Below are 23,599 nucleotides of genomic sequence, written 5' to 3'. Positions count from 1 at the left end.
ATTATTTCGTCTCCGCGCCGGATTCACTGTATTGCGCCAGCTCGGCCAGCAGCGGCCAGCGGGACATGAGTTGCGGAATTTTTTCTTTACGGGCGATATCGACGTAATTTAATTCTGACAAAGAAAAAAGGTGACTCAGCGCAAAGAAATCGTCGTCTTTCGCGGGCTCAGAATCATCTGAGTCGACAATATTGGCTTCCACCTGTTTTCCTCCCGGCTTCAATCTAATTACTGATACCTGAAACAATGCAAATTGCCGTGACGGCCTAGGCATTTTAGTATCAAACATTATTGTGAAGAATTATGATTATTTAATGTAGCAATGATAGAATTTATTATACTCACATTTATCAGTGTGCCCCAAGCAGACTTTTAATCAAAAATGACACAAGCAGATTAACTATATGGCACATTCCTTTTCATTGGGCAGGAAGCAATTCTGGAATGGATTAGCCCTGATGCAGGCGCAGGGGCTGTACTGGGTCAATACTGACAGCCAGGATGCGGCATATCGTTTGTGCGGTCAGGCGGTGGATGCCCAGCAAGGCGAGAGCCCGGTCAGTGTATTTTTTCCACAGCACAATTTACTGTGTACGTCGGAAGAAAACAGACTCTCAGACGAGGATATTCTGCTCTCACATTTACATCATTACCCGAAAAAAACCTCTTATTACCAGCTCGCCAAAGGAAAGAAAGCGTTTCTCGCCCTGTCTGCTGATATTAATCGTTTGCCTGCGCAACCGTCGCCCTTCATGATTTTATTACTTCCCGCCAGCGCCTGGCAGGATCTTAATGATAAACAATTCGCCCGCTGGATGAGCGAAATGCAAGCGTCGGCCAATAATAAGGGCGCGACGCTCCTTATTATCTGTTACGGCATGGGTATAAATGCAGTCAAAACTCAGCTGCATTTATATCATCGCAATATATACGGGCTTGCGGATTTAAAAACGGACGTCGAGCCTAACCAGTGGGGCATTTCGTGGTGGCATGACCCGCTGGGTGTCGAAGCCAATACGCTGTATCCGCTGACGCCCCGCCAGACCGGCTGGGAAATTCACAAAACCGCCGCGACCTCTGTCTCTGATCAAACCGGTGATGATCAGTGGATGTTGCTGGCTGAGCGGTCGGTGCTGGAAGGCGCGCCCGCGCTTTCGGAACGCTGGTTCCTGTTTGATGACAATGATGCGCTGACCGAAAGAGCTTCTCATGCGCGCTCCGCGACCGTGATTTTCGCCCTGCAGGGCAATGATGAGGTGGAAGTGCTGGCCCGTCAGGTTCACCGTCTGCGCATTCAGCGCGGCAACGGGCTGAAAATTGTGGTGCGCGAAATGAATTCGTCATTGCGTTACGTCGACCAGCGTCTGTTACAGGCCTGCGGTGCCAATCTGGTGGTGCCTCATGCGGCACGGCTTTCCAACTTCCTGACCTTGCTGGATGATTTGCAAAATCTCAGTTTCACCCGTCATGTTGCGGAAGATATCGAACTGCTGCTCGACAGCCGTTTACCGACGCATCATAAAGGCTATCTGCCGCTGCCGGTGTTCTGTGAAGTCATGCGCGACATCTGGAACCACGCCACGCTGGCCACCGAATCACGCGGGATTTTGATTTCCCTGCGCCCTGCTGCCGGGATCAGCCCGCAGCAGGCGATGTCTCTGTGTTCCCTGCGCCGTGACGGCGATATTCTGACGGTCACCGAACGCCATCTGTATCTGTTCCTGTCGAACTGTCAGGTCAGCGATGTGGAAAATGTGCTGGCTTTCCTGTTCACTCTGCCGGTGAAAGAGGTATTCACCAGCCAGACGTTCTGGAGTCAGGAGCTGGATATCCAGACGGAGATCCGCCGGCTGGCCGCGAAACCGCCAATGGAAAAACCGGTGGTCGCCGCAGAAGCGTTCACACCACAGAAAACCGGGCCGCTCAGACGCGCACAGGTGCATCAACCTGTTCCCATCACGCTCGCCGTGAGTGACTCGCCTGCGACCAGGGCACCGGAGTAACAGACATGGATATTCAGGATATTATTGAAATTTTTATTCTGGCGGCAGTGATTTTCATCCCCGCCGGATATGCGTTGCGCAGCCGTCTGCCGCGCTGGAAAAACCGCTTCGCCACCCGTTTTCTCTCGCCGCGTTATTTAACACCGATGACGGCCAGCATGATCAATAAGAAACGCTCAGGCTCCCCAAAACGGACTGAGGCTTCTCCGGCTACAGGGAACTCCAAAACGTCACTATGAACGAATCGCAATCTTCTTCGCCGCGTTTGCGGATCTGGCAATCCTGGCGCGGCCTGGGTGCCTGGAACTATTATTTTCTGCTGAAATTTGTTCTGCTTTCACAGGGTTATCTGAATTTTGATGCACTGAGCAATCTGGTCTTTGCGGCCATCCTGCTGTTCCCGCTTCGTTCGCTGCGGCTGCACCGCTGGCGACAATGGATCGCACTGCCTTTCGGGCTGGCGCTGCTGTATCACGACACCTGGCTGCCGGGCTGGCGTTCAATTGTCAGTCAGGGGGCGGACGTCGCCGGATTCAGTGTCAGTTATCTGCTCGAACTGGCTGACCGCTTTATCAACTGGCAGTGGATTGCCGTGGGGTTTGCGCTGCTGGTGGGCTATCTGTTCATCTCGCAGTGGATCCGTCTGACCACGTTTACGGTCGCGGTCTTATTGTGGGTCAACCTGAGCGGCCTGATCACGCCGTTCTTTGCGCATCCTGCGCCACCGGCTGTGGTGCAAAATACCGCCGCAGCCCCGGCAGACGTCGCCCCTTCCGGCACGGATAATACCGTGAATGGCCCGCCGACCAATGCCAATCTGAACGCCTATTTAGAGCAGTTCTATCAGAACGAAAGCCGCAAGGCGACGACGTTCCCTGATGCGCTGCCCGCCGACGCCCAGCCTTTCGATTTGCTGGTGATTAACATCTGTTCGCTGGCGTGGTCAGATCTGGATGCGGTCAATCTTTCCAGTTCACCGCTCTGGTCGCGTTTCGATTATGTGTTCAGCAATTTCAACTCAGCCACGGCCTACAGCGGTCCGGCATCGATTCGTCTGCTGCGCGCCAGTTGCGGCCAGCCGTCTCACCACAATCTGTATCAGCCTGCCGGTCAGCAATGTTATCTGTTCGACGATCTGGCCCGTCTGGGCTTTACTTCCCAGCTGGCAATGGATCACACCGGCGAGTTCGGCAATTACATCGGCAATCTGCGGGATGATGCCGATATGAAAGCACCGCTGATGTCGCAGGCCGGTCTGGGTTATGAACTCACGTCATTTGACGGATCGCCGATTTTCAACGACGGACAGTTGTTCTCCCGCTGGCTGGAGAATCAGCAAAAGGCCGGAACCGCACGTACGGCAACCTTCTTCAACCTGATCCCGCTGCATGACGGCAACCGGTATGTCGGCAGCAATAAAGGCGCGGATTATCACAACCGGGCGCAGACCTTGCTCAATCAGCTGAATACCTTCATGGATCAGCTGGATAAATCCGGCCGCAAAGTGATGCTGGTGGTGGTGCCGGAGCATGGCGCGGCGCTGGTGGGCGACAAGATGCAGATCTCCGGGCTGCGTGATATTCCCAGCCCATCCATCACCCACATTCCGGTCGGCGTGAAGTTCTTTGGTATGCAGGCGCCGCATGCGCCGTCTCCGATGAAAATCGAGTCGCAGAGCAGCTATCAGGCGATTTCGGAAATGGTGGCCCGCGCAGTGGATGGCAAAGTGTTTACCACCCCGACCATGGACTGGAAAACCTTCAGCGCCAACCTGCCGCAAACGCCGCTGGTGTCAGAAAATGAGAACTCGGTGGTGATGGAATATCAGGGGAAAATCTACATCCGGCTGAATGGTGGAGGATGGGTGCCCTATCCGAGCTGAGTGAAACCGGTAAACCGGGTTTGGCTTTGCTCCTCCCCCTGCGAAGGGGGAGGACGGGAGGGGGTTTTAAGGGCTAAAACCGGGTAAGAGTAAACTTCAGATTTAGATTTTGACCTTAATACCCCACCCCAACCCTCTCCTTCGCAGGGGAGGGAGTTGTCCGTCTTTCTGCATTTATTCTGCAAATAACTGGTCATACACATGCTGTAAATGTCGGCTCATTCTTGCCCGCGCCCCTGCGCCATCTTTCGCCAGAATCGCGTCCAGAATGCCCTGATGATCGGCGTTCATTTCGCGGGCGAAATCCACTTCGGTGTAATGGCTTTCCAGGCGCATAAAGCGGCGTGAATGCCGTTTATCCCACAAGTATCCCATCATATCGTGCAGCACTTCGTTGCCGGTCATTTCGCTGATCATCAGATGGAAACGACGGTCTGCTTCGAGGAACGCATCGTTATTGGCATTCAGCTCGTTTAATTCAAGGGCGATCTCTTTCAGTCTGGCGCGCTGATCATCCGTGCCGTTTAACGCCGCCAGTTCGGCGGTCATGGCTTCGTAAACCTGCCGGGCTTTTACCAGAGATTGCAGACTGAACTCTTCTTCGACGGCGGTCGCTGGCACGACTGGCATCGGCTGTGGCAGCGGATCGCTGACGTATACCCCGTTGCCGGTACGGATTTCCACCCAACCGGTGATCTCCAGGGCAATCAACGCCTCGCGGATCGACGAACGACTGACACCCAGCTGTTTCGATAAATCACGTTCGGAAGGGATCATCGCGCCCGGCGCGAACTGGCCGGTATTAATGCAGTTAATCAAGACATTAGAAATCTGGCGATACAGCCGTTCAACTTTCAGGGTAGGTAATGCCATTATTTTCTCCATGCTCATGCTGAATCCCAGATCTGTTATCCCGGTCACATTAATGATCGGTTTGATGCTGAATCATATGTCGGTCTGATGGCCTGACCAGCAGACCACCTGACCAGACCGCGCATTAAGCTTGAACTTATCACCGGCCATGCGTCAACTATATTCAGAGAGTCAGTTAACAATTTTAAGGAAAACACATGGAACAGACATGGCGTTGGTACGGCCCGAACGATCCGGTTTCACTTGATGATGTGCGTCAGGCTGGCGCAACCGGTGTGGTCACCGCCCTGCACCATATTCCTAACGGTGAAGTCTGGCCGGTAGAAGAAATCAAAAAACGTAAGGCAATCATCGAAGCCAAAGGTCTGGTGTGGTCTGTGGTGGAAAGCATTCCGGTGCATGAGGAAATCAAAACCCGCAGCGGAGAAGTTGAGAAACACATTGCTAACTATCAGCAATCCATCCGCAATCTGGCGGAATGTGGCATCTATACGGTTTGCTACAACTTCATGCCGGTTCTGGACTGGACGCGTACTGACCTGGGCTATCTGCTGCCGGACGGTTCGCGCGCCCTGCGCTTCGACCACATCGCGTTTGCCGCCTTTGAATTGCATCTGCTCAAACGTGAAGGCGCGACCTCTTACTACAGCGCGGATGAGCAAAAACAGGCAGCCGATTATTTTGCGGCGATGACGCAGGCGGAGAAAGATCAGCTGGTGTCTAATATTATTGCCGGTTTGCCGGGCGCAGAAGAAGGCTACACGCTGGATCAGTTCCGTGCGCGTCTGGCGACGTATGACGGCATCGATAAAGCGAAACTGCGTGAAAATATGGCGCACTTCCTGCGCAGCATTGTGCCGGTTGCCGAGCAGTGCGGTTTAAGTCTGGCGGTTCACCCGGATGATCCGCCGCGCCCTATTCTCGGCCTGCCGCGTATTATCTCCACCATTGAAGATATGCAATGGCTGAAAGAAACCGTCGACAGCATCCACAATGGTTTCTGCTTCTGCACCGGTTCTTACGGCGTGCGCGAAGATAACGATCTGGTGAAGATGATGTCCACCTACGCCGATCGCGTGCACTTTATCCATCTGCGCGCCACCCAGCGCGAAGACGTCCCGGGCAGCTTCCATGAAGCCGACCATCTGGACGGTGATGTGGATATGGTAGCGGTGATCAAAGCGATTCTGACCGAAGAACAAACCCGCCGCCGCGCCGGTAATCTGCGCGCCATTCCGATGCGTCCGGATCACGGCCATCAGATGCTGGATGATTTGCATAAGAAAACCAATCCGGGGTATTCGGCGATTGGACGCTTACGTGGATTGGCAGAACTGCGGGGTGTGGAGCGGGCGTTGAAGCAGAGTTTCTTCGCCGGGTAATGTTTTCTCCTCCCCCTGCGAAGGGGGAGGCTGGGAGGGGGTTTTAATGGCAACTTCAGATTCAGAGTTGCTTCTGATACCCCACCCCAACCCTCCCCTTCGCAGGGGAGGGAGCAGTATGGCACTTTCACTTTTCCCTTTTCGCAGGGAGGGCGCAAAGCAAAACTCAAAAATGATATGCCACGGCATTTTCCTGCTCAGGCCATGGATGAGATTTGTACGGTTTGGCCGGATAGTTGATCTCCACACTTCTGCGACGAAAATCACTCGGACTCACCCCTACCCGTTTGCGGAACACCCGCGAGAAATACAACTGATCGTCATAACCCACCACGCGGCCAATCGTCGCGATGGATTCCTGCGTAGTTTGTAACAGTAATTTGGCGCGGATCACCCGCTGATCTTCACGCCAGCGCAGGATGTTGATCCCGACCTGTTCGCGGAACAGATGCGCCAGCCGCGACGGCGAAAGGCAGACGTGGCGGGCCACTTCGTCGATGCGCAGTTCACCGGCCAGATTGCCGGTAATAAACTGGCAGGCTTCGATGACACGCGGATCCATAATCTTTTGCGGGCTCTGCGGATCTTCTTCCATTGCGCGCAGCAACAGACGCTCCAGCAGATTCATCCCTAGCTCTTCGCAGAAACGACGCCCTGATTTTTGCGTTTGCTCGATGTTGGCAAACAGGCGGTCGAACTCCAGCAATAAAGTGTTATTCGGTAAAGATAGACGGCCGACGTCACGGGTTTTGGTGTGCCATTCCAGCCAGTCGGCCCAGTAGGCGCGCGGGCGGAAGTACACCCAGCGGTGATACCAGGAATCCGCATTGGCAGAGCGGCTGTAAAGATGGCGGGCTTTCGGCGGGAACAACAGCAGATCGCCGGGATTGCAATAGAAGGTATCTTCACCGTCGAAGACTTTGCCCTGCCCTTTTACCGTCAGGTTAAGGATGTAACCTTTCATGCCGCCGGGACGGTCAATGGCGAAATCCAGCGGCCCGTCAGCAAGGATCGGTGTCATACCGGCGACCAGATAGGCATTAAAACTGTAACCCGGTAACAGCGGATTTTGCTGTTGATCCTGAATCATACGGTGATACATCGAACCTCCTGAAACTACATAGGGCTATGGACTTTTCATCTATTCTAATCGTCGGTGAAAACGCTGCCAGTAAAGGTTACTGATTTGTGAACAAACACGCGTTTTTACGGCATTTCACCCCTGAAAGCGCGAAATGCCGTGGGTATTATTTTGTGAAAGCGTTATCACAAACCCGCATCAAACGGTCTTTTTCGCTTTCTGTTTGTAGCGGTCGAAGATCACCGCCGCCAGCAGGATCAGACCACGAACCACATACTGCGAGAACGGGGAAATGTTCAGCAGGTTCATGGCGTTTTCCACGGTACCGAGGATCAGGATCCCGGATACCACGTAAGAAATTTTACCAATGCCGCCTTTCAGCGAAACGCCACCCAGGACGCAGGCAGAGATGACGATCAGCTCGAAGCCCAGTGAGGTCATTGGCTGGCCGCTGGTCATACGCGAAGCCAGAATGATCCCCGCTGCCGCCGACACTAGCCCGGACAGCACAAAGATGATGATTTTGGTGCGTACCACCGGCACACCGGCCAGACGCGCGGCATCTTCATTACCGCCAATCGCCAGCGTGTTGCGCCCGAAAGTGGTTTTGTTCAGCAGCAGACCAAAGATGATCAGGCAGCCGACAGTCAGCCAGATTGGTGCAGGCAGCCCCAGCCAGTTGGCATAACCCAGTGTGAAGAAACGCTCATCTTCGATACCGACCGCTTTACCGTCAGAAATGATGTACGCCAGACCGCGCACAATCTGCATGGTGGCAAGCGTGGTGATCAGCGCATTGATTTTGAGACGCGCGATCACAAAACCGTTGAGCAAACCGGTCAGCATCCCGAGCAGCAAACCCGCACCCACGCCGATCCACAGGCTTTCGGTCATGTTGATCACCACCGCGGTGGTGACACCCGCGCAGGCAATGACCGAGGCTACGGACAGGTCGAAGTCACCGGATGCCAGACAGAACAGCATCCCGCAGGCCACCATGCCGGACATCGAAATCGCCAGCCCCAGCCCTTTCATGTTGATGAAAGAACTGAAATTTGGCACAAAAATGGTACAGGCGATAAACAGCACGGCGAACACCACTAACATGCCGTAGCTGTCCCAGATACGCATCAGACCCTGCCCGCCACGGGAAGCGGCTGAAGGTTGATCCGGTTTGGCGGAATTGGTTGTCATACTCGACATAATATTTTTGCTCCTCAGTCAGGCAGCGTCAGGGGCAGAATCAAGGTCTGGCGTTCGCAACATGGCGAGCCCCAGTGCTTTTTCTTCGGTGGCGTCGTCATGCAACAGTTCGCCGGAGATTGCGCCTTCGCGCATCACCACAATTCTGTCGGCCAGACCCAGCACTTCCGGTAAATCACTGGATGCAAACAGCACCGCGATGCCTTGTTTTGCCAGTGCGTAAATCACGTTGTAGATTTCATGCTTGGCACCGACGTCGATCCCGCGCGTCGGTTCATCCAGCAAAATGACTTTCATTTCTTCCGACAACCAGCGGCCAAGAATGGCTTTTTGTTGGTTACCGCCGGAAAGATTCATAATCAGCTGCTGGTCGCTGGGGGTTTTGATATTCAGCGCATCGATGTGTTTACGCGCGTTTTTCGCCTCCCAGGCGTTGTTGATCAGACACCCCGCTTTCACCGTTTTGCGGCGGGCGCTGATGTTGATGTTGTCGCGCACGGAGTGCACCGGAATGATGCCATCGGCTTTGCGGTCTTCCGGGCAAAGCATGATGCCCTGACGGATCGCATCTGCCGGTTTACGGATGTTCAGCACCGCGCCATCCAGCCGGACGGTGCCGCCGGTAATGCGCGTGCCGCCAAACAATCCCTTCATTAACTCACTGCGCCCGGCACCCACCAGCCCGAACAGGCCGACGATTTCCCCCTGACGTACGGTCAGGCTGACCGGCGTTCTCACGCCCGGCGCTTTCACCTCATTCAGTTCCAGACGAATGTCGCCGTGCGGACGCGGCGCATAGCCATAAATGTCATCCAGGTTACGGCCTACCATCGCCTGCACCAGCTTGCTGTTATCCACCTGAGACATATCATCAAAGGTGCGCACATAGCGTCCGTCTTTGAAAACCGTGACAGCGTCACTTAATGCAAAGATTTCTTCCATACGGTGTGAGACATACAAAATGACGCGCCCTTCTGCCCGTAACTCACGGATAACGCGGAACAATTGTTCAATTTCACGGGCAGACAGCGAGCTGGTTGGCTCATCGAAGGCAATGATTTTGGCATTGCGCGCCAGTGCCTTGGCGATTTCCACCATCTGCCACTGGCCGATGGAAAGGTATTTCAGCGGCGTATCCGGATCGATATCCAGCCCGAGATGTTCGAGCTGAAGTTTGGTTTCATAGCGCAGCAATTTACGGTTTACGAAACCGTGTTTACTCGGCAACTGGCCGAGGTAAATGTTCTCTGCCACCGTCATTTCCGGCACCAGATGCAGTTCCTGATAAATGATGGCCACACCGGCATCGAGCGCATCCGTGGTATGGCTGAACGCGACCGGCTGGCCTTTGATATGAATACTGCCCTGCGAAGGCTGATAGTTCCCGCTGAGGATCTTCAGCAGCGTGGATTTACCCGCGCCGTTTTCGCCCATCAGCGCATGAATTTGACCGGCGTAACAATTGAATGAAATACCGTCCAGCGCTTTCACGCCCGGAAAAGTTTTGCCAATGTCATGGAATTCCAGATACGGCCTGGCCGCATCAAACTCCGTCAGTGACGGTGTCAGCAAAGGCGTCTTATTATCGAAAGATTGCTGAGTCATAGTGGCTACCTGGAAGTTGAGTAAGTATGGATGCACGCCACTGCACAACAGAAAACAGTTCGTAAAACTTCCTGTCGTCCGCCATGCAGCAGCGTTATCTAATGCTCGTTTAACTCGCTGTTCCTCTAAATCATTCGGGTTGCAGGAAGGCGGCAAGTTCGTGAATCCCCGGGAGCTTACATAAGTAAGTGACCGGGGTGAGCGAACGCAGCCAACGCATCTGCAGCCCGAAGGATGACGAGGAAATTACATTAAGCCTTTCTTCTTCAGTTCTTCTTTGAAGTTATCGCGGGTGATCAGCACAACATCTGTCACTTCGGTAAATTTCGGTGGTTCGACGCCTTTGGTGACCCATTCGTTCAGCATCTGGATACTTTTATAACCGTGGATATCCGGGCTGGGTAACAGGGAACCGTAGAAGCCGGTTTGCGCGCTTTTTGACAGCTCATTGACCGCATCCACACCGTTGATGCCGATGCCGATCACGTTAGCGGCTTTAAAGCCCTGACCTTCTGTTGCACGCACGCCACCCAATACGGTGTTGTCGTTCATGCCGATGATCAGCCAGTTTTTCACTTCAGGATGCTGCACTAACAGCGAGTTACCGGCATCCAGTGCGCCCGGGATATCGTTAGATTTGGTGGGCACTTTGTAGATTTGTTTTTCCGGGAAGCCAGCCGCTTTCAGCGCGTCCATGGAACCGGAAGTACGACGACGTGCGGTGTCCAGCTCATCGGCAGTAATCGCCATTACGCCGGTATCAGCAGCTTTCCAGCCACGTTTTTGCATTTCTTTATACAGTTCCTGCCCCTGACGCTCACCGATTTTGGTCGCGGCCATCATCACTAATGGCACTTCTTCCATTGGCTTGCCTTTGGCATTCACGAACTGGTCATCCACCTGGATCACTTTCATGTCATAGCTGCGCGCTTTCGCCATGATGGCTGGCCCGAGACGCGGGTCTGGCGTACAGATGACAAACCCCTTCGCGCCGTTGGCCGCCAGGCTGTCGATCGCGTTCAGGGTTTTTTCACCATCCGGCACGGCGATTTTGATCACGTCGAAATGCAGATCTTTCCCGGCTTTATCTGCGAAACGCCATTCAGTCTGGAACCACGGCTCTTCCGGTTGCTTGACCAGGAAGCCAAGCTTCGGATTCTCAGCCGCCATAGCTGAATGTGACATAAGGGCAGCTAACCCGACCGCCGCTAATGCCTTAGTGAATTTATGCATGATGTTCTCCGACTTTTATTGTTGTTTTTCACAATCGCAGTCCGAAATCTGGTGGTTTTGCGCAATCATGAAAACGTTATCAGTAGCGTAAGGAAACAAAGTGAATGTGCGGCGAAGTCCTGTCTGTAGCGGATTGACGTCACACTTTCTTGTAAGACGGGTTAAGTTTTAGCGGTAATTTTGCAAAGGAATGTAGAGCGTTATCACACGGCAGGAAAACAGCAGGATTGTGCATAGATATAGCGATTTTAGCCAAACGCTAACATTTGACCAACCTCACAGAAACATCACGGGGAGCAGATTTGTGCATACTTCCAGCTAACGCCTCCTCACTCCCTTTTTTCCATCCTCCTACTGTTAGATCAATTCGATTCGCCGCCGTAATGACTACGGCAAACCTGAAGGAGTGAGAAAGAATGACGCAAGGTGCGATTGCTCTTGGTCTTGATTTTGGCAGCGATTCCGTCCGTGCCCTGGCAGTGGATTGCCAGACCGGTGCCGAGATGGAAACCGACGTGGTGTATTACCCGCGCTGGAATGAAGGTCGCTATTGTGAAGCGGCAAAAAATCAGTTCCGCCACCATCCGCTCGACTATATAGAAGCCATGGAACAGGCGATTAAAAACGTGGTGCAGCGTCTGGGCAGCGAGCGTGCGGCGCGTGTGGTGGGGATCGGCGTCGATTCCACCGGCTCCACGCCGGCACCGGTAGACAGTGAAGGCAACATTCTGGCGCTGAAGCCGGAGTTTGCCGAAAATCCGAATGCCATGTTCGTGCTGTGGAAAGATCACACGGCAATCGAAGAAGCCGAAGAGATCAACCGCCTGTGCCGCAGCGGCGATTTCCCTGACTATTCCCGCTATATCGGCGGCGTGTATTCCTCCGAATGGTTCTGGGCGAAAATCCTGCACGTTTCCCGCGCCGATGCCTCCGTGAAAGAAGCCGCCGCCTCCTGGGTTGAGCTGTGCGACTGGGTGCCCGCCCTGCTTTCCGGCACGACCGCACCCGATAAAGTGGTGCGCGGTCGTTGCAGCGCAGGACACAAAATGCTCTGGCATCCGTCCTGGGGCGGCCTGCCACCCAAAGATTTCTTTGCCGCGCTCGATCCGCTGCTGGTGGAACATCTGCCATACCCGCTGTTTACCGACACGGTCACTGCCGAACAGGCCGTGGGCACCCTGACGCCGGAATGGGCGCAGCGCCTTGGCCTACCGGCCAGCGTGGTGCTTTCCGGCGGCGCATTCGACTGCCATATGGGCGCAGTCGGTGCGGGCGCCCAGCCGTATACGCTGGTCAAAGTGATCGGTACGTCCACCTGCGACATTCTGATCGCCGATAAAGAACGGGTCAATGACCGCGCCATTGCCGGGATCTGCGGACAGGTGGAAGGCAGCGTGGTACCGGACATGATCGGGATGGAAGCCGGACAATCCGCTTTCGGTGATATGTACGCCTGGTTCAGTCGTCTGCTGAGCTGGCCGCTGATTCAGGCGGCCAAAGCCCATCCTGAAATGGCACCGCAACTGACCAGCCTGCAAAAAAACCTGCTGTCGGATCTTACCGCTGCGTGGGCAGCCAGTCCGAAACTCGATCACCTGCCGCTGGTACTCGACTGGTTTAACGGTCGCCGGACACCTTTCGCCAACCAGCGCCTGAAAGGCGTGATTACCGACATCAATTTAGGCACCGAAGCACCGGAACTGTTCGGGGGCTTTATCGCGGCGACGGCCTTTGGCGCGCGCGCCATCATGGAATGTTTCGAACAGCAGGATATTCCGGTGGAAAACGTCCTGACGCTCGGCGGTATCGCCCGTAAATCGCCGGTCATCATGCAGGTTTGTGCCGATGTCATGAACCGTCCGTTGCAGATTGTCGCCTCCGATCAGTGCTGCGCGCTGGGCGCCGCGATTTTTGCCGCCGTCGCCGCCGGAGAGTTCAGCGATGTGCCTGCCGCTCAGGAAAAAATGGCCTGCAGCATCGAACGCACCCTGCTGCCGGACCCGCAGCGCGTCGAACAATATCAGCGCCTGTACGAACGTTATCAACAATGGTGTGCCAGCACAGAACCGCTGTTTGCAGCGAAACCGGCGCATTAATCCCTATTTTACCTATCCGATATTCAGGAGTTACAAATGGACGCGTTTAAACATCTCGAAGTGTGGTTCGCCATTGGCAGTCAGCATCTGTACGGACCGGAAGCGTTACGTCAGGTAAAAGAGAACGCCGAGAAGGTGGTCAATAGCCTGAACAGCGAAGCCGGTTTGCCGGTCAGACTGGTACTTAAACCGCTGGTCACCACGCCGGATGAAATCACTGCGCTGTGCCGCGAAGCCAACTACGACAATGCCTGCGTGGGGATCATCACCTGGCTGCATACTTTCTCCCCGGCCAAAATGTGGATCGCCGGTCTGAGCATCCTGCATAAACCGCTGTTGCAGTTCCATACGCAATTCAACGCTGAAATTCCTTGGGAAACCATGGACATGGACTTTATGAACCTGAACCAGACCGCACACGGCGGCCGCGAGTTCGGTTTCATCGGCGCCCGTATGCGTCAGCAGCACACCGTGGTCGCCGGTCACTGGCAGGATGGCGAATCCCATCGCCGTATCGCCCAGTGGATGCGCGTTGCGGCAGCGAAAAACGAAAGTCAGCACCTGAAAGTGGCGCGTTTTGGCGACAACATGCGTGAAGTGGCGGTAACCGAAGGCGATAAAGTCGCGGCACAAATCCAGTTCGGCTACAGCATCAACGCGTACGGGATCGGTGACTTAGTCAGCGTGATCAACGAAGTCAGCAAAGGCGATATTGATACGCTGATTGAAGAATACGAAGCCACCTACCGCCTGACCGACGCGGTTAAACTTAACGGCGAACGTCGTGAGAATCTGCTGGATGCGGCAAAAATCGAGCTGGGGATGACCCGTTTCCTCGAACAAGGCAAATTCGGCGCGTTCACCACCAACTTTGAAGACCTGCACGGCATGAAGCAACTGCCGGGGCTGGCGGTTCAGCGTCTGATGCAAAAAGGCTACGGTTTCGGTGGCGAAGGCGACTGGAAAACGGCAGCCCTGCTGCGCATCATGAAAGTGATGGCCAGCGGTCTGAAAGGCGGCACCTCGTTCATGGAGGATTACACCTACCACTTCAAACCGGGCAACGATCTGGTGGTCGGCTCGCACATGCTGGAAGTGTGTCCGTCGATTGCCAAAGAAGAAAAACCGCTGCTTGATGCGCAGTACCTCGGCATAGGCGGCAAGGCGGATCCGGCGCGTCTGATCTTCTCCACCCCGGCAGGCCCGGCGGTTAACGCCAGCGTCATCGACATGGGCGACCGTTTCCGTCTGCTGGTCAATCTGGTGGATACCGTTGAACAGCCACATCCGTTGCCAAAACTGCCTGTGGCCCGCGCGATCTGGAAAGCCCAGCCATCACTGGCCACGGCGGCAGAAGCCTGGATCCTCGGCGGCGGCGCGCACCATACCGTGTTCTCACAGGCGCTGGATATCGACGCCCTGCGGTTGTATGCGGAACTTACCGGGATTGAATTGCTGGTGATTGATAACGACACCACGCTGCCGGACTTCAAGAATCAGATCCGCTGGAATGAGGTGTATTACAAGCTTTGCAATCGCTGATTTATTTGCTCCTCCCCCTGCGAAGGGGGAGGCCGGGAGGGGGTTTTAAAGCCAAACACTCTGTAAAAGCACACTTCAACTCTTTGATTTTTCGTTAATACCCCACCCCAACCCTCCCCTTCGCAGGGGAGGGAGTCGTCCCAGCCAGTCTTCACATTTCGTACGCCTCCCCGACAAGAACCCACACAAACTGTCATCCGTCCGTCACATTCCCCCTTTACGCTCACCCCCACAATTAAATCCCAAAGAGGATAGTACCAACCATGATCATTCCAGCTCATACCAGCGGGAATGCGCCGTCGCGCATGTCTTCTCCTCCTGCTATCGCCATTCATCAGGTGTCCCATTTCTTTGGGAACAATCAGGTACTCAATCACGTCAATTTATCCGTGCCGGAAGGGACGGTTCTCGCGCTGCTTGGCCCTTCGGGCTGCGGAAAAAGCACGCTGCTGAAAATGCTGGCGGGGTTACTCCATCCCGCGTCGGGGCAGATCAGTTTCGGCGGCGATATCGTCGCCAGCGGAACATTCAGCCTGCCGCCGGAAAAACGTAATCTCGGCATGGCGTTTCAGGATTACGCCCTGTGGCCGCACATGACCGTGCGCCAGAACGTCGCGTTTCCGTTGCAGATGCGCGGTATCCGTGGCGCGGTGCAACAGGAAAAAGTGATCGCCGCACTGGCCCGCGTCGGGCTGGCGGATTTCGCCTCGCGCCGCCCTGCTGAACTTTCCGGTGGTCAGCAACAGCGTGTGGCACTGGCGCGGGCAATTGTCGCCGAGCCACGCATTTTGCTGTTCGACGAGCCGCTGTCGAACCTTGACCGTGACCTGCGCGAAAGTCTGTGCGACGAAATGGCGACCCTGCTGCGCCAGCTCGGCACCACGGCGGTGTATGTCACTCACGATCAGCATGAAGCCCGCACACTCGCTCACTGCATCGCGCGGATGGATAAAGGCGCGATCGTCAGCATTGACCAGACTGACCCTTCCGTTGTTTCCCCTTTTGTTGCTTAACCTTTGATGGAATGAAAATGATGAACCGCACACACAATAAAACTCCTCACACGTTCTCCCGTACCAAAACAGGCGTAATGACAGCAATGACTCTTTCTCTCGCAATGGCCGCCGGCAATGCGCAGGCGCTGACGCTCTATACCGCCGGGCCGGGTTCTCTGGCCAAAAAACTGGCCGCAGGCTATGAAAAACAAACCGGCGTGAAAGTCGATGTGTTTCAGGCAACCACCGGCAAAGTGATGGCGCGACTGGAAGCCGAACAGGCCAACCCGCGCGCGGACGTCTTAATTTCGGCGTCCTGGGATACCGCCACCGATCTTGAACAGCGCGGCTGGCTGCTCGAATACCAAAGCCCGAATGCGGCACAGGTTCCGGCGCAGTTCAAAACGCCGTATTACGTCGCTCAGGGAATTTCCGCACTGGGGATTGTGTGGAACACCAAAAGCGGCACCACGGAACCGAAAGACTGGGGCGATTTAGCCAAACCGGAATTCAAAGACAAAGTCACCACGCCGGACCCGTCGCTTTCCGGTGCCTCTCTGGATTTGCTGATCGGGTTACAAAATGCTCACGCGCAGCAGGCATGGACGCTGTTTGAAGATCTGAAAGCCAACGGCATGATCATCGCAGGGCCAAACGCACAGGCACTGACGCCGGTGTTACAGGGGGCGAAAGCCGCCGTGTTCGGCGCGGTGGATTATGTCTCTTACGCCAGCGTGCAGGACGGTGAATCGGTCAAAGTGATTTTCCCGGAAAGCGGCACGGTGATCGCCCCGCGCCCGATGATGATCCTCAAATCCAGCCAGCAACAGAAGGAAGCCAAAGCCTTTATCGATTACGCACTGTCTGCGGAAGGTCAGAAACTGGTCGCCGATGCCTGGCTGATGCCTGCCCGTAGCGATATCGAGGCCAAACGTCCGTTGTTTAAATCACTGAAATTATTACCGGAATCCTCACAGGCTTCTGCGTCACGTAAAGAGGTTCTCGACCGCTTTGCGAAACTGTTCGGCCAGCAATAATTCCTTCTCGGGCTGTTAAAAAGCAGCCCGCTTCTGAGATGTAATCAATGAATAGAAATGCTTTCCTGCCGGGCGTAACGGGTATTGCGCTGTTGCTGCTGGTCGCGGTACCGGTCAGTTTTGTGATTTTACAGGCGGTCTTTCCGCATCTCGATACCGGCAGTTATTCCGCACCGTTCAGTGCTTTTAGCCGCGTGTTCGCCGAACCTCAGTTACAGGAACTGTTTGCCACCACATTAAAAGTCGGTCTGGGTGTGGCGTTGTGCAGCGGGCTGATTGGCGTACCGCTCGGTGCCTTGCGCGGTCTTTTCGCCCTGCCCGCCGCCGCGCTGTGGGACATCCTGTTTCTGGTGCCCTTCCTGCTGCCGCCGTACATTGCCGCGCTGTCGTGGATGCTGGCGTTACAGACCAACGGTTATGCGCAGCAACTGCTGCCGTGGCTGCATCTGAATGATTTTCTGTTTTCCCTGCCGGGCATGGTAGCGGTGATGACGCTGAATGTGTTCCCGGTGGTGTATTTCGCGGTGTCACGCAGCATGGCCGCCAGCGGCAGTCGTCTGGCCGATGTCGCGCGCATTCACGGCGCGGGGCCGTGGCGGGCGTTTATCCGTATCACGTTGCCGATGGCGTTACCGGCTATCGCCTCCAGCCTGCTGCTGGCGTTTACCCTGTCGATTGAAGAGTACGGCGTACCCGGTGCGCTGGGGTCGCGCAGCGGTATCCTGATGCTGACTACCGGCATTGAACAGCGCCTTGCCGACTGGCCGGTTGATTTGCCGGGCGCGGCGGTGCTGTCGCTGATGCTGGTGGCAATGGCGCTGTGTGCTTACAGCGTCCAGCGCGCCGTGCTGGCAGGCAAAAATGTCGAAAGCATGACCGGCAAACCGGCGGACGTGACACAAAAAACGCTGGCGGGCTGGACGCTACCGGTGCTGATACTCTTTACCTGTGTCGCGCTGATCGCCGTCGCGCTGCCGGTGGTCTCCATGCTGGCCACGGCGTTTTCCCGCACCCTCTCCGGCGGCTTGTCGGTATCCAACCTGACCCTGCGGCATTTTGGCAACCTGTTTGCCGCCCACGGCGACGCGCTCGGTGCGTTGTCGACCAGCCTCAGTCTGGCGCTGGGCACAGCGCTGATCGCCGGGGCGACAGGCTTTCTGGCCTCGTGGCTGGTGGTGGCGCGTAAAATTCGCGGGGCGGCGATGATCGATGGGTTGTCGCTGTTACCGGCCGCGTTGCCGGGAATTGTGGTCGGCGTCGGCCTGATTCTGGCGTGGAACCGCAGCTTCTGGCCGGTCACGCCGTATAACACCTGGGGCATTCTGCTGCTGGCGTATTGCTGCCTGCTGCTGCCTTACCCGGTGCGCTATGTCAGCGCGGCGCTGAAGCAGATTGGTGGCAATCTGGATGCCGCCGCCCGGGTGCATGGCGCGACGGCGGCACAGACATTACGGCTGATTTTGCTGCCGCTGGTATTTCCCAGCCTGCTGGCGTCGATGATGATGGTATTTGCCGTGGCGTCGCGCGAACTGGTGACGTCCCTGCTCTTGTCACCGGCGGGCGTACAAACGGTGTCGGTGTATGTCTGGCGGCAGTTTGAACAGGGTTCGGTGGGCGATGGTATGGCGATGGCGTCGGTGGCCGTGTTTATCAGCCTGACGCTGATGTTAATCGCCGTCAGGCTGCAACAACGGCCTGCGGCTTAGCTTTCCCGCTGAGGTTCAGTATGCGGGCGGTCGCCGGACGGGATCAGTAAACCGGCGGCGACTGCCAGCACAGAAATCACCGCCGAGACCACGAACACCCAGTGCAGCGAGGCGGCCACGCTGTCGGTCAGCGCGCTCAGTTGCTGGCTACCCATCGTGCTGCGGGTGGCTTTCTCCATCAGTTGCTGCACCGGATCGTTTACCTGTGGCAGGCGGTATTCAAGATTGAGATTCAGCGTCGCCCCCAGCACCGCCGTGCCGATGGCGGAACCAAGCATACGGGTAAAGAGTGTGGACGCGGTCGCAATGCCGCGGATAGCCGGTTCCACACTGTTTTGTACCGAAACAATAAAAGTGGTGTTAGAAAGCCCCATCCCTGCGCCAATCGAAAAGGCCGCCAGCCGCGCCATCCATAAACCGGACGATGGTGAAAGCAGCAGCAACGCCAGACTGCCGCCCACCAGCAATACTCCGCCAGTGACCGCCGTTGCGCGGTACGAGGTTGCCCGCATCAGGCGGCCACTGAACATACTCGCCAGCGGCCAGCCGATCGACATCAGCGCCAGTGTGGTGCCCGCCTGTAGCGGTGTGCCGCCGAGAACGCCCTGAACATAGGTGGGTAAAAACGCGCTGATCCCCATCATGGTCGCGCCGATGATCAGACCCCCGACATTACCGGCAATAATCACCTTACTTTCCCACAGCGCCAGCGGGAATAACGGCTCCGGCGTTTTACGCTCCTGACGGATAAGCAGTAATCCGCTGCACACGGCAAACGCGATCAGCGCCAGCGCCCAGTAACCCAGCACTTCGGCCTGCAACAGCGCCAGCAATAATGCCGCGACAGAAAGGGTCAGATAACCGGTACCGGCCAGATCCAGCTGATGCGGTTTACGCTGGCCGTCGGGCGGCAGGTATTTCACCAGAATGACCATCGCCACCAGACCGATCGGCACATTCACCCAGAACACCACCGCCCACGGAAAATGCGAGACTATAAACGCGCCCATCAGCGGCCCGACGATTGCCGACACGCCCCAGACACTCGACAAATACCCCTGCGCTTTCGCCCGCTCCTGCGGGCCATACACATTGGCAATCAGCGTGGTGGCTATCGGCGTGATCGCCCCGGCACCCAGCCCCTGCAAGGCACGGAAACCAATCATCCAGCCAAGGGAAGGCGCAAATCCGCACAGCACGGAGCCGATCAAAAACAGCGTGGTGCCGATGAAAAACATTTTGCGGCACCCGTAGAGATCGGCCAGTCGCCCGTAAACCGGCACAGTGATCGCCTGCGTCAGCAGATAGACCGCAAACACCCAGCCCAGCAGCGAGAAGCCGCCGAGATCACCGATAATGGTCGGCATCGCGGTCGCCACAATGGTCACTTCCACGGCGGCCATGAACATCGACAACATGCAGGCGGTCAGAATGAGGGGGCGGTGAGAAGATTTAACAGCAGATGTGTTTACATCAGAATGATTGACGGCCATATTCCCTGTTTTCTTTAGACTTGTCTTGATGAATGCACTCAGGCAGATACCCGATTATAGACAAAAAAGAGGCGCTGAGTTGTGCACTCAGCGCCTCTTCAGGACAGATTTTCCGTGACAACGTCACCGTCAGGCTTTTGCCAGCGTCTTCAGATTGAAGCTGGACAGGTCGATAAACTTCGCCATATCGCGACTTTCCGCCCGGGGCAGATACGGAATTTCCCCCAGCAGCGGCGCGGAAATATTGGCGCTGATGGCGTCAATGGTTTCCTGATAGTGTGCCAGACACGGGTTGATGCGGTTCGCCACCCAGCCCAGCAGCGGCAGTCCGTCGGCAATAATCGCTTGTGCGGTTAATAAGGCATGACTGACACACCCTTCCTGAATACCGACCACTAATACCACCGGCATATTTTGCTGGCGTACCCAGTCAGAATATAAAAGATGTGGGGTAATCAATGTCCTCCAGCCATCACAACCTTCTACAACAACAGAATCCGCCTCTTCACGCATGAAATTGAGGCCATTCGTCATTATTTCAAAAACATTATCCGGGATATGACTGGCATAAATATCTTCATCCGTTAATGCCAGTGGCGTTATTTTATTAAAAGGATAAGAAATAGAAGATGACTGCTGGAGAGTTACCGCATCTTTATTTCGAACCCCGTCGGCCAGCTCCTGGCTGCCAGTTGCAATAGGTTTATAGCCTAAAACGCAGCGATGCTGCGCGGCTAAGGCCTGAAGCAAGGCACGTGTGACAATGGTTTTACCTACACGGGCATCCGTACCCGTGACGAAAAAGTGCGTTAACATGGAATTCAGGCTCCGGGATCTCTCCGTCTTATTGAAAGATAGTCTCCGGTAAGAAAACCGCGCCAGAGACAAAGTAACGACAGAAAGTCTAGGCGATGCGGGATGAGAGCGGTTTGCGTTAGCGCAATGTTTTGTTGACTGATAGTGCGGTGACGGCGAAACGGTTATCGCTTTTTTATTTAAAACAGACAGTAAAGGAATATCCAAAATAATCAAAATTACGGCAAGGCGGCAAGTGAGAAAGTCCCGATGAGCTGACATAAGTCAGTGATTCGGGCGAAAGAACGCAGCCACCCAGAGGTAATTTTAAGTATGAAGGATATTAGCCTTGCAGTAATTTTATTAGAAGTGATCCGCTATATAAGGCGTCTTTCACTAATGCCGCCCCTGGCATGGTGCCCTGATTATAAAATTGTGTGGATTCCAGTTTAATATTTTCGCTATAAGCGGGAAGTGATTGCTGCTGAATACAGGACATTATCGCGGGATGCAGAATATCCTGAGATAAATTAAGCGGTGAGCCAATCAGCACTTTTTCGGGATTAAACAGATTCACCATGATCGCCAGAATACGCCCGACGCTCTGCCCGACGCTGATGATCACATCCCGCGCCAGCTGATCGCCCCGGTTGGCGGCATCACATACCGCTTCGATGGTCAGTGACACACCGTGCAATAAACTGGCTGGAACCGGTACCGTTAACCGCTGACGAACAAGCTCCAGAATACTGTCGGTACTGGCGACAGTTTCAAGGCAACCGTGATTGCCGCAATAACACCGCTTACCGTAGGGGTCCACCTGCGTATGGCCGATTTCTGCCACGCTGCTGCTGCCCGCGTGTAACACCCGTCCGCTGGTGATCACCCCTGCGCCGACGTTATGGTCAATGACCACCTGCACCACATTTTTACAGCCACGCGAGGCACCGTAGAGCGATTCGGCCAGTGTCCAGGCACCGATATCATGCTGCACATACACCGGCAAACCGGTATGAGCAGACAAGGTATCGCCCAGCGGCATATCGAACACATCGTGATAGAACGGCATACGGTGAACGATGCCGCGACGGGCGTCGATCATGCCCGGCAGGGTGATGGCGATGGCGGTAAGGCGCTCGAGTTTGCGCTGATGGCGGATAAAAAACTGATCGATTTCAGAAATGATGCGGCCAAGCAGCGGTTGCGAGGCCTGCTCCGGCAGTGGCAGGACTTCTTCCACCACCAGCTTACTGCTGAGATCGCGTAAACCTAACGTGATGGAACCGAGACTGATACGGGCTGAAAGGTAGTGCCAGGCCTGGGTGTCGAGCGCGAGGCCGATAGCCGGACGCCCCCGGCTGCCGGGATCCTGAAATTCCGTTTCCAACACCAGATGCGCCTGTAATAACTCGCGGACAATCTTGGTAATACTGGCGGGTGCCAGTTGTGCTTTTTTCGACAATTCTATGCGCGAAATGGGACCAAACAGATCTATCAGGCGGTACACAGCACCGACATTGGTTTGTTTAATTTGATCTATATGTCCTGGTTGCCCGTCGGGGATCACTCAAGGAACTCCTGTTATTTTCGCGCTTCAAAATAAAGATTAGGGCTATGTTGGGGTTTTTGTCATATGTCGTCAACTATTTGATTCGTTATGTGATTTGGTGCACAAATTACGTGAAAAGGTACTCAGAATTGACTGGAAATACAGCATGTTCGGCCCTCGCCGCCTTCACTCTTCGTGTAACAGCAAATCCATAAAAGCGCGTGTCGCGGCGGTCACCGGACGCCGTGCGTGATTCACCAGCCAGAGTTCCGTCGTCCCCTGCATTTCACCAAACCGCAAATAACGCACGCCCTCGACCTGAATGCGCAGATAAGACGCTGGCAAAATGGAGACTCCCAGCCCGGCCGCCACCAGCCCGATGATGGTCAGCGGCTCGCCCACTTCCTGGGTGATAAAGGGCGTGATCCCCTGCGCTTTCAGCTGGCCGAGAATATCGTCGTACAGTGACGTGCCGACATCTTTGGAGAAAAAAACAAACGGCTGATCGGCCAGATGCTGAAAGGTCAGTTCCCCGTCGGCCAGGGCATTCAGCGGGTGGTCTTTATGCACCACGGCGATCAGCGGCTCGGACAGCACCAGATGATGTTCCAGCTCGTCCGGCAATTCGCCGTTACGCATAATGCCCAGATCCAGTTTTCCCTCCAGCAACGGTTCGATCTGCTGTTTGCTGTTGAGCTGCTCGATACGTATATTGACGCCCGGATAGGTCAGACGGAAACGGTGCAACGTCCGGGACACACGGCGCAGAAACGGGGCTGAAGAGGTCAGCCCGAGCGTCAGGTTGCCTGACTCACCGCGATGTATCCGCGCCGCCTGCGCCGAGGCTTCATCCACCCGCTGTAAAATCTGCCGCGCTTCCTGCAAAAAAGCCTGCCCCGCCTGGGTCAGCCGCACGCTGCGGTTATTACGGTAAAACAGCGCCGCCCCGAGATGGGTTTCCAGTGCCTGAATTTGCTGGCTCAGCGGCGGCTGGGAAATATGCAAACGTTCTGCAGCGCGACCAAAATGCAGTTCGTCAGCCACGGCGATGAAATAACGCAAATGACGGAGTTCGATGTGATTCATGGTGGCGATCAATGTGTCCTGATTGATACTTTAAACAT

19 protein-coding genes are annotated in these 23,599 nt (G+C 55.3%); 9 read left to right on the top strand and 10 right to left on the bottom strand.

The window, feature by feature from the left end:
• Window position 1: 1 nt before the first annotated feature.
• A complete protein-coding gene (gene bcsR, locus J9880_RS18065) occupies window positions 2–202 on the bottom strand; it encodes a cellulose biosynthesis protein BcsR (protein WP_095922093.1) in 201 nt (66 codons plus the stop codon).
• Window positions 203–404: 202 nt separating this feature from the next.
• Between bcsR and bcsE the strand changes: the two genes are divergently transcribed.
• The 3 genes from bcsE to bcsG are packed head-to-tail and all read left to right on the top strand — an operon-like array spanning window position 405 to window position 3,885.
• Entirely contained in the window at window positions 405–2,003 is a 1,599-nt protein-coding gene (bcsE, locus tag J9880_RS18060; RefSeq protein WP_119826130.1) for a cellulose biosynthesis protein BcsE, read from the top strand.
• Window positions 2,004–2,008: 5 nt separating this feature from the next.
• Window positions 2,009–2,242: a cellulose biosynthesis protein BcsF gene (gene bcsF, locus J9880_RS18055; protein WP_095922095.1), complete on the top strand. Its 234-nt coding sequence runs from the start codon at window positions 2,009–2,011 to the stop codon at window positions 2,240–2,242.
• Window positions 2,239–3,885 (top strand): cellulose biosynthesis protein BcsG, encoded by a 1,647-nt coding sequence (gene bcsG, locus J9880_RS18050; protein WP_232769713.1) that lies wholly within the window; start codon window positions 2,239–2,241, stop codon window positions 3,883–3,885. Before bcsF ends, bcsG begins: the two co-directional genes overlap by 4 nt.
• A 174-nt stretch (window positions 3,886–4,059) precedes the next feature.
• Here the strand turns inward: bcsG and J9880_RS18045 are convergent, their stop codons facing one another.
• Window positions 4,060–4,758, bottom strand: coding sequence for a FadR/GntR family transcriptional regulator (locus tag J9880_RS18045; RefSeq protein ID WP_232769712.1), 699 nt, complete (start codon window positions 4,756–4,758; stop codon window positions 4,060–4,062).
• 197 nt (window positions 4,759–4,955) lie between these two features.
• Between J9880_RS18045 and uxuA the strand changes: the two genes are divergently transcribed.
• Entirely contained in the window at window positions 4,956–6,140 is a 1,185-nt protein-coding gene (gene uxuA, locus J9880_RS18040; protein WP_119826135.1) for a mannonate dehydratase, read from the top strand.
• Window positions 6,141–6,306: 166 nt separating this feature from the next.
• Here the strand turns inward: uxuA and araC are convergent, their stop codons facing one another.
• The 4 genes from araC to J9880_RS18020 form a co-directional block, all read right to left on the bottom strand.
• On the bottom strand, window positions 6,307–7,242 hold the full coding sequence (gene araC, locus J9880_RS18035) for an arabinose operon transcriptional regulator AraC (RefSeq protein WP_095922099.1): 936 nt from the start codon (window positions 7,240–7,242) through the stop codon (window positions 6,307–6,309).
• Between the two features lie 177 nt (window positions 7,243–7,419).
• A complete protein-coding gene (araH, locus tag J9880_RS18030) occupies window positions 7,420–8,424 on the bottom strand; it encodes an L-arabinose ABC transporter permease AraH (protein ID WP_095922100.1) in 1,005 nt (334 codons plus the stop codon).
• Between the two features lie 18 nt (window positions 8,425–8,442).
• A complete protein-coding gene (gene araG, locus J9880_RS18025) occupies window positions 8,443–10,029 on the bottom strand; it encodes an L-arabinose ABC transporter ATP-binding protein AraG (RefSeq protein ID WP_095922101.1) in 1,587 nt (528 codons plus the stop codon).
• Between the two features lie 246 nt (window positions 10,030–10,275).
• The gene (locus J9880_RS18020) at window positions 10,276–11,262 is read right to left on the bottom strand and encodes an arabinose ABC transporter substrate-binding protein (protein ID WP_095922102.1); all 987 of its coding nucleotides are present in this window, start codon (window positions 11,260–11,262) and stop codon (window positions 10,276–10,278) included.
• A gap of 416 nt (window positions 11,263–11,678) precedes the next feature.
• Between J9880_RS18020 and J9880_RS18015 the strand changes: the two genes are divergently transcribed.
• The 5 genes from J9880_RS18015 to J9880_RS17995 all read left to right on the top strand — a co-directional run bounded on the left by J9880_RS18015 (window position 11,679) and on the right by J9880_RS17995 (window position 18,638).
• A complete protein-coding gene (locus tag J9880_RS18015; protein WP_095922103.1) occupies window positions 11,679–13,358 on the top strand; it encodes a ribulokinase in 1,680 nt (559 codons plus the stop codon).
• A gap of 36 nt (window positions 13,359–13,394) precedes the next feature.
• Complete coding sequence (gene araA / locus J9880_RS18010; RefSeq protein ID WP_095922104.1) at window positions 13,395–14,900, top strand: L-arabinose isomerase; 1,506 nt, start codon at window positions 13,395–13,397, stop codon at window positions 14,898–14,900.
• A 263-nt stretch (window positions 14,901–15,163) separates the two neighbouring features.
• A complete protein-coding gene (locus J9880_RS18005) occupies window positions 15,164–15,913 on the top strand; it encodes an ABC transporter ATP-binding protein (RefSeq protein ID WP_095922105.1) in 750 nt (249 codons plus the stop codon).
• A 77-nt stretch (window positions 15,914–15,990) separates the two neighbouring features.
• The gene (locus J9880_RS18000; protein WP_232769711.1) at window positions 15,991–16,932 is read left to right on the top strand and encodes an ABC transporter substrate-binding protein; all 942 of its coding nucleotides are present in this window, start codon (window positions 15,991–15,993) and stop codon (window positions 16,930–16,932) included.
• A 47-nt stretch (window positions 16,933–16,979) separates the two neighbouring features.
• Entirely contained in the window at window positions 16,980–18,638 is a 1,659-nt protein-coding gene (locus J9880_RS17995) for an ABC transporter permease (protein WP_232769710.1), read from the top strand.
• Here the strand turns inward: J9880_RS17995 and J9880_RS17990 are convergent.
• From J9880_RS17990 to J9880_RS17975, 4 genes are all read right to left on the bottom strand, one after another.
• The gene (locus J9880_RS17990; protein ID WP_232769709.1) at window positions 18,635–20,131 is read right to left on the bottom strand and encodes an MDR family MFS transporter; all 1,497 of its coding nucleotides are present in this window, start codon (window positions 20,129–20,131) and stop codon (window positions 18,635–18,637) included. The genes J9880_RS17995 and J9880_RS17990 overlap by 4 nt on opposite strands.
• Window positions 20,132–20,260: 129 nt before the next feature.
• Window positions 20,261–20,947 carry a dethiobiotin synthase gene (bioD, locus tag J9880_RS17985; protein ID WP_095922109.1) on the bottom strand — a complete coding sequence of 229 codons (687 nt, stop codon included), beginning with the start codon at window positions 20,945–20,947 and terminating at the stop codon, window positions 20,261–20,263.
• Between the two features lie 322 nt (window positions 20,948–21,269).
• Window positions 21,270–22,493, bottom strand: coding sequence for a sugar metabolism global transcriptional regulator Mlc (gene mlc / locus J9880_RS17980; RefSeq protein WP_095922110.1), 1,224 nt, complete (start codon window positions 22,491–22,493; stop codon window positions 21,270–21,272).
• A 168-nt stretch (window positions 22,494–22,661) separates the two neighbouring features.
• A complete protein-coding gene (locus J9880_RS17975) occupies window positions 22,662–23,561 on the bottom strand; it encodes a LysR family transcriptional regulator (RefSeq protein WP_119826145.1) in 900 nt (299 codons plus the stop codon).
• Window positions 23,562–23,599 lie beyond the last annotated feature (38 nt).

The sequence above is a fragment of the Rahnella victoriana genome, from assembly GCF_021276285.1.
GTDB classification, from domain to species: Bacteria; Pseudomonadota; Gammaproteobacteria; order Enterobacterales; family Enterobacteriaceae; genus Rahnella; species Rahnella victoriana.
The sequence above is the reverse complement of the archived record's forward strand: the minus strand, read 5'-3'. Positions and strand labels throughout refer to the sequence as shown.

Excerpts from the sequence above, each read along its gene's own strand:
- bcsE (WP_119826130.1), top strand. The coding sequence starts at position 405 with ATGGCACATTCCTTTTCATTGGGCAGGAAGCAATTCTGGAATGGATTA.
- bcsF (WP_095922095.1), top strand. The coding sequence starts at position 2,009 with ATGGATATTCAGGATATTATTGAAATTTTTATTCTGGCGGCAGTGATT.
- bcsG (WP_232769713.1), top strand. The coding sequence starts at position 2,239 with ATGAACGAATCGCAATCTTCTTCGCCGCGTTTGCGGATCTGGCAATCC.
- J9880_RS18045 (WP_232769712.1), bottom strand. The coding sequence starts at position 4,758 with ATGGCATTACCTACCCTGAAAGTTGAACGGCTGTATCGCCAGATTTCT.
- uxuA (WP_119826135.1), top strand. The coding sequence starts at position 4,956 with ATGGAACAGACATGGCGTTGGTACGGCCCGAACGATCCGGTTTCACTT.
- araC (WP_095922099.1), bottom strand. The coding sequence starts at position 7,242 with ATGTATCACCGTATGATTCAGGATCAACAGCAAAATCCGCTGTTACCG.
- araH (WP_095922100.1), bottom strand. The coding sequence starts at position 8,424 with ATGTCGAGTATGACAACCAATTCCGCCAAACCGGATCAACCTTCAGCC.
- araG (WP_095922101.1), bottom strand. The coding sequence starts at position 10,029 with ATGACTCAGCAATCTTTCGATAATAAGACGCCTTTGCTGACACCGTCA.
- J9880_RS18020 (WP_095922102.1), bottom strand. The coding sequence starts at position 11,262 with ATGCATAAATTCACTAAGGCATTAGCGGCGGTCGGGTTAGCTGCCCTT.
- J9880_RS18015 (WP_095922103.1), top strand. The coding sequence starts at position 11,679 with ATGACGCAAGGTGCGATTGCTCTTGGTCTTGATTTTGGCAGCGATTCC.
- araA (WP_095922104.1), top strand. The coding sequence starts at position 13,395 with ATGGACGCGTTTAAACATCTCGAAGTGTGGTTCGCCATTGGCAGTCAG.
- J9880_RS18005 (WP_095922105.1), top strand. The coding sequence starts at position 15,164 with ATGATCATTCCAGCTCATACCAGCGGGAATGCGCCGTCGCGCATGTCT.
- J9880_RS18000 (WP_232769711.1), top strand. The coding sequence starts at position 15,991 with ATGACAGCAATGACTCTTTCTCTCGCAATGGCCGCCGGCAATGCGCAG.
- J9880_RS17995 (WP_232769710.1), top strand. The coding sequence starts at position 16,980 with ATGAATAGAAATGCTTTCCTGCCGGGCGTAACGGGTATTGCGCTGTTG.
- J9880_RS17990 (WP_232769709.1), bottom strand. The coding sequence starts at position 20,131 with ATGGCCGTCAATCATTCTGATGTAAACACATCTGCTGTTAAATCTTCT.
- bioD (WP_095922109.1), bottom strand. The coding sequence starts at position 20,947 with ATGTTAACGCACTTTTTCGTCACGGGTACGGATGCCCGTGTAGGTAAA.
- J9880_RS17975 (WP_119826145.1), bottom strand. The coding sequence starts at position 23,561 with ATGAATCACATCGAACTCCGTCATTTGCGTTATTTCATCGCCGTGGCT.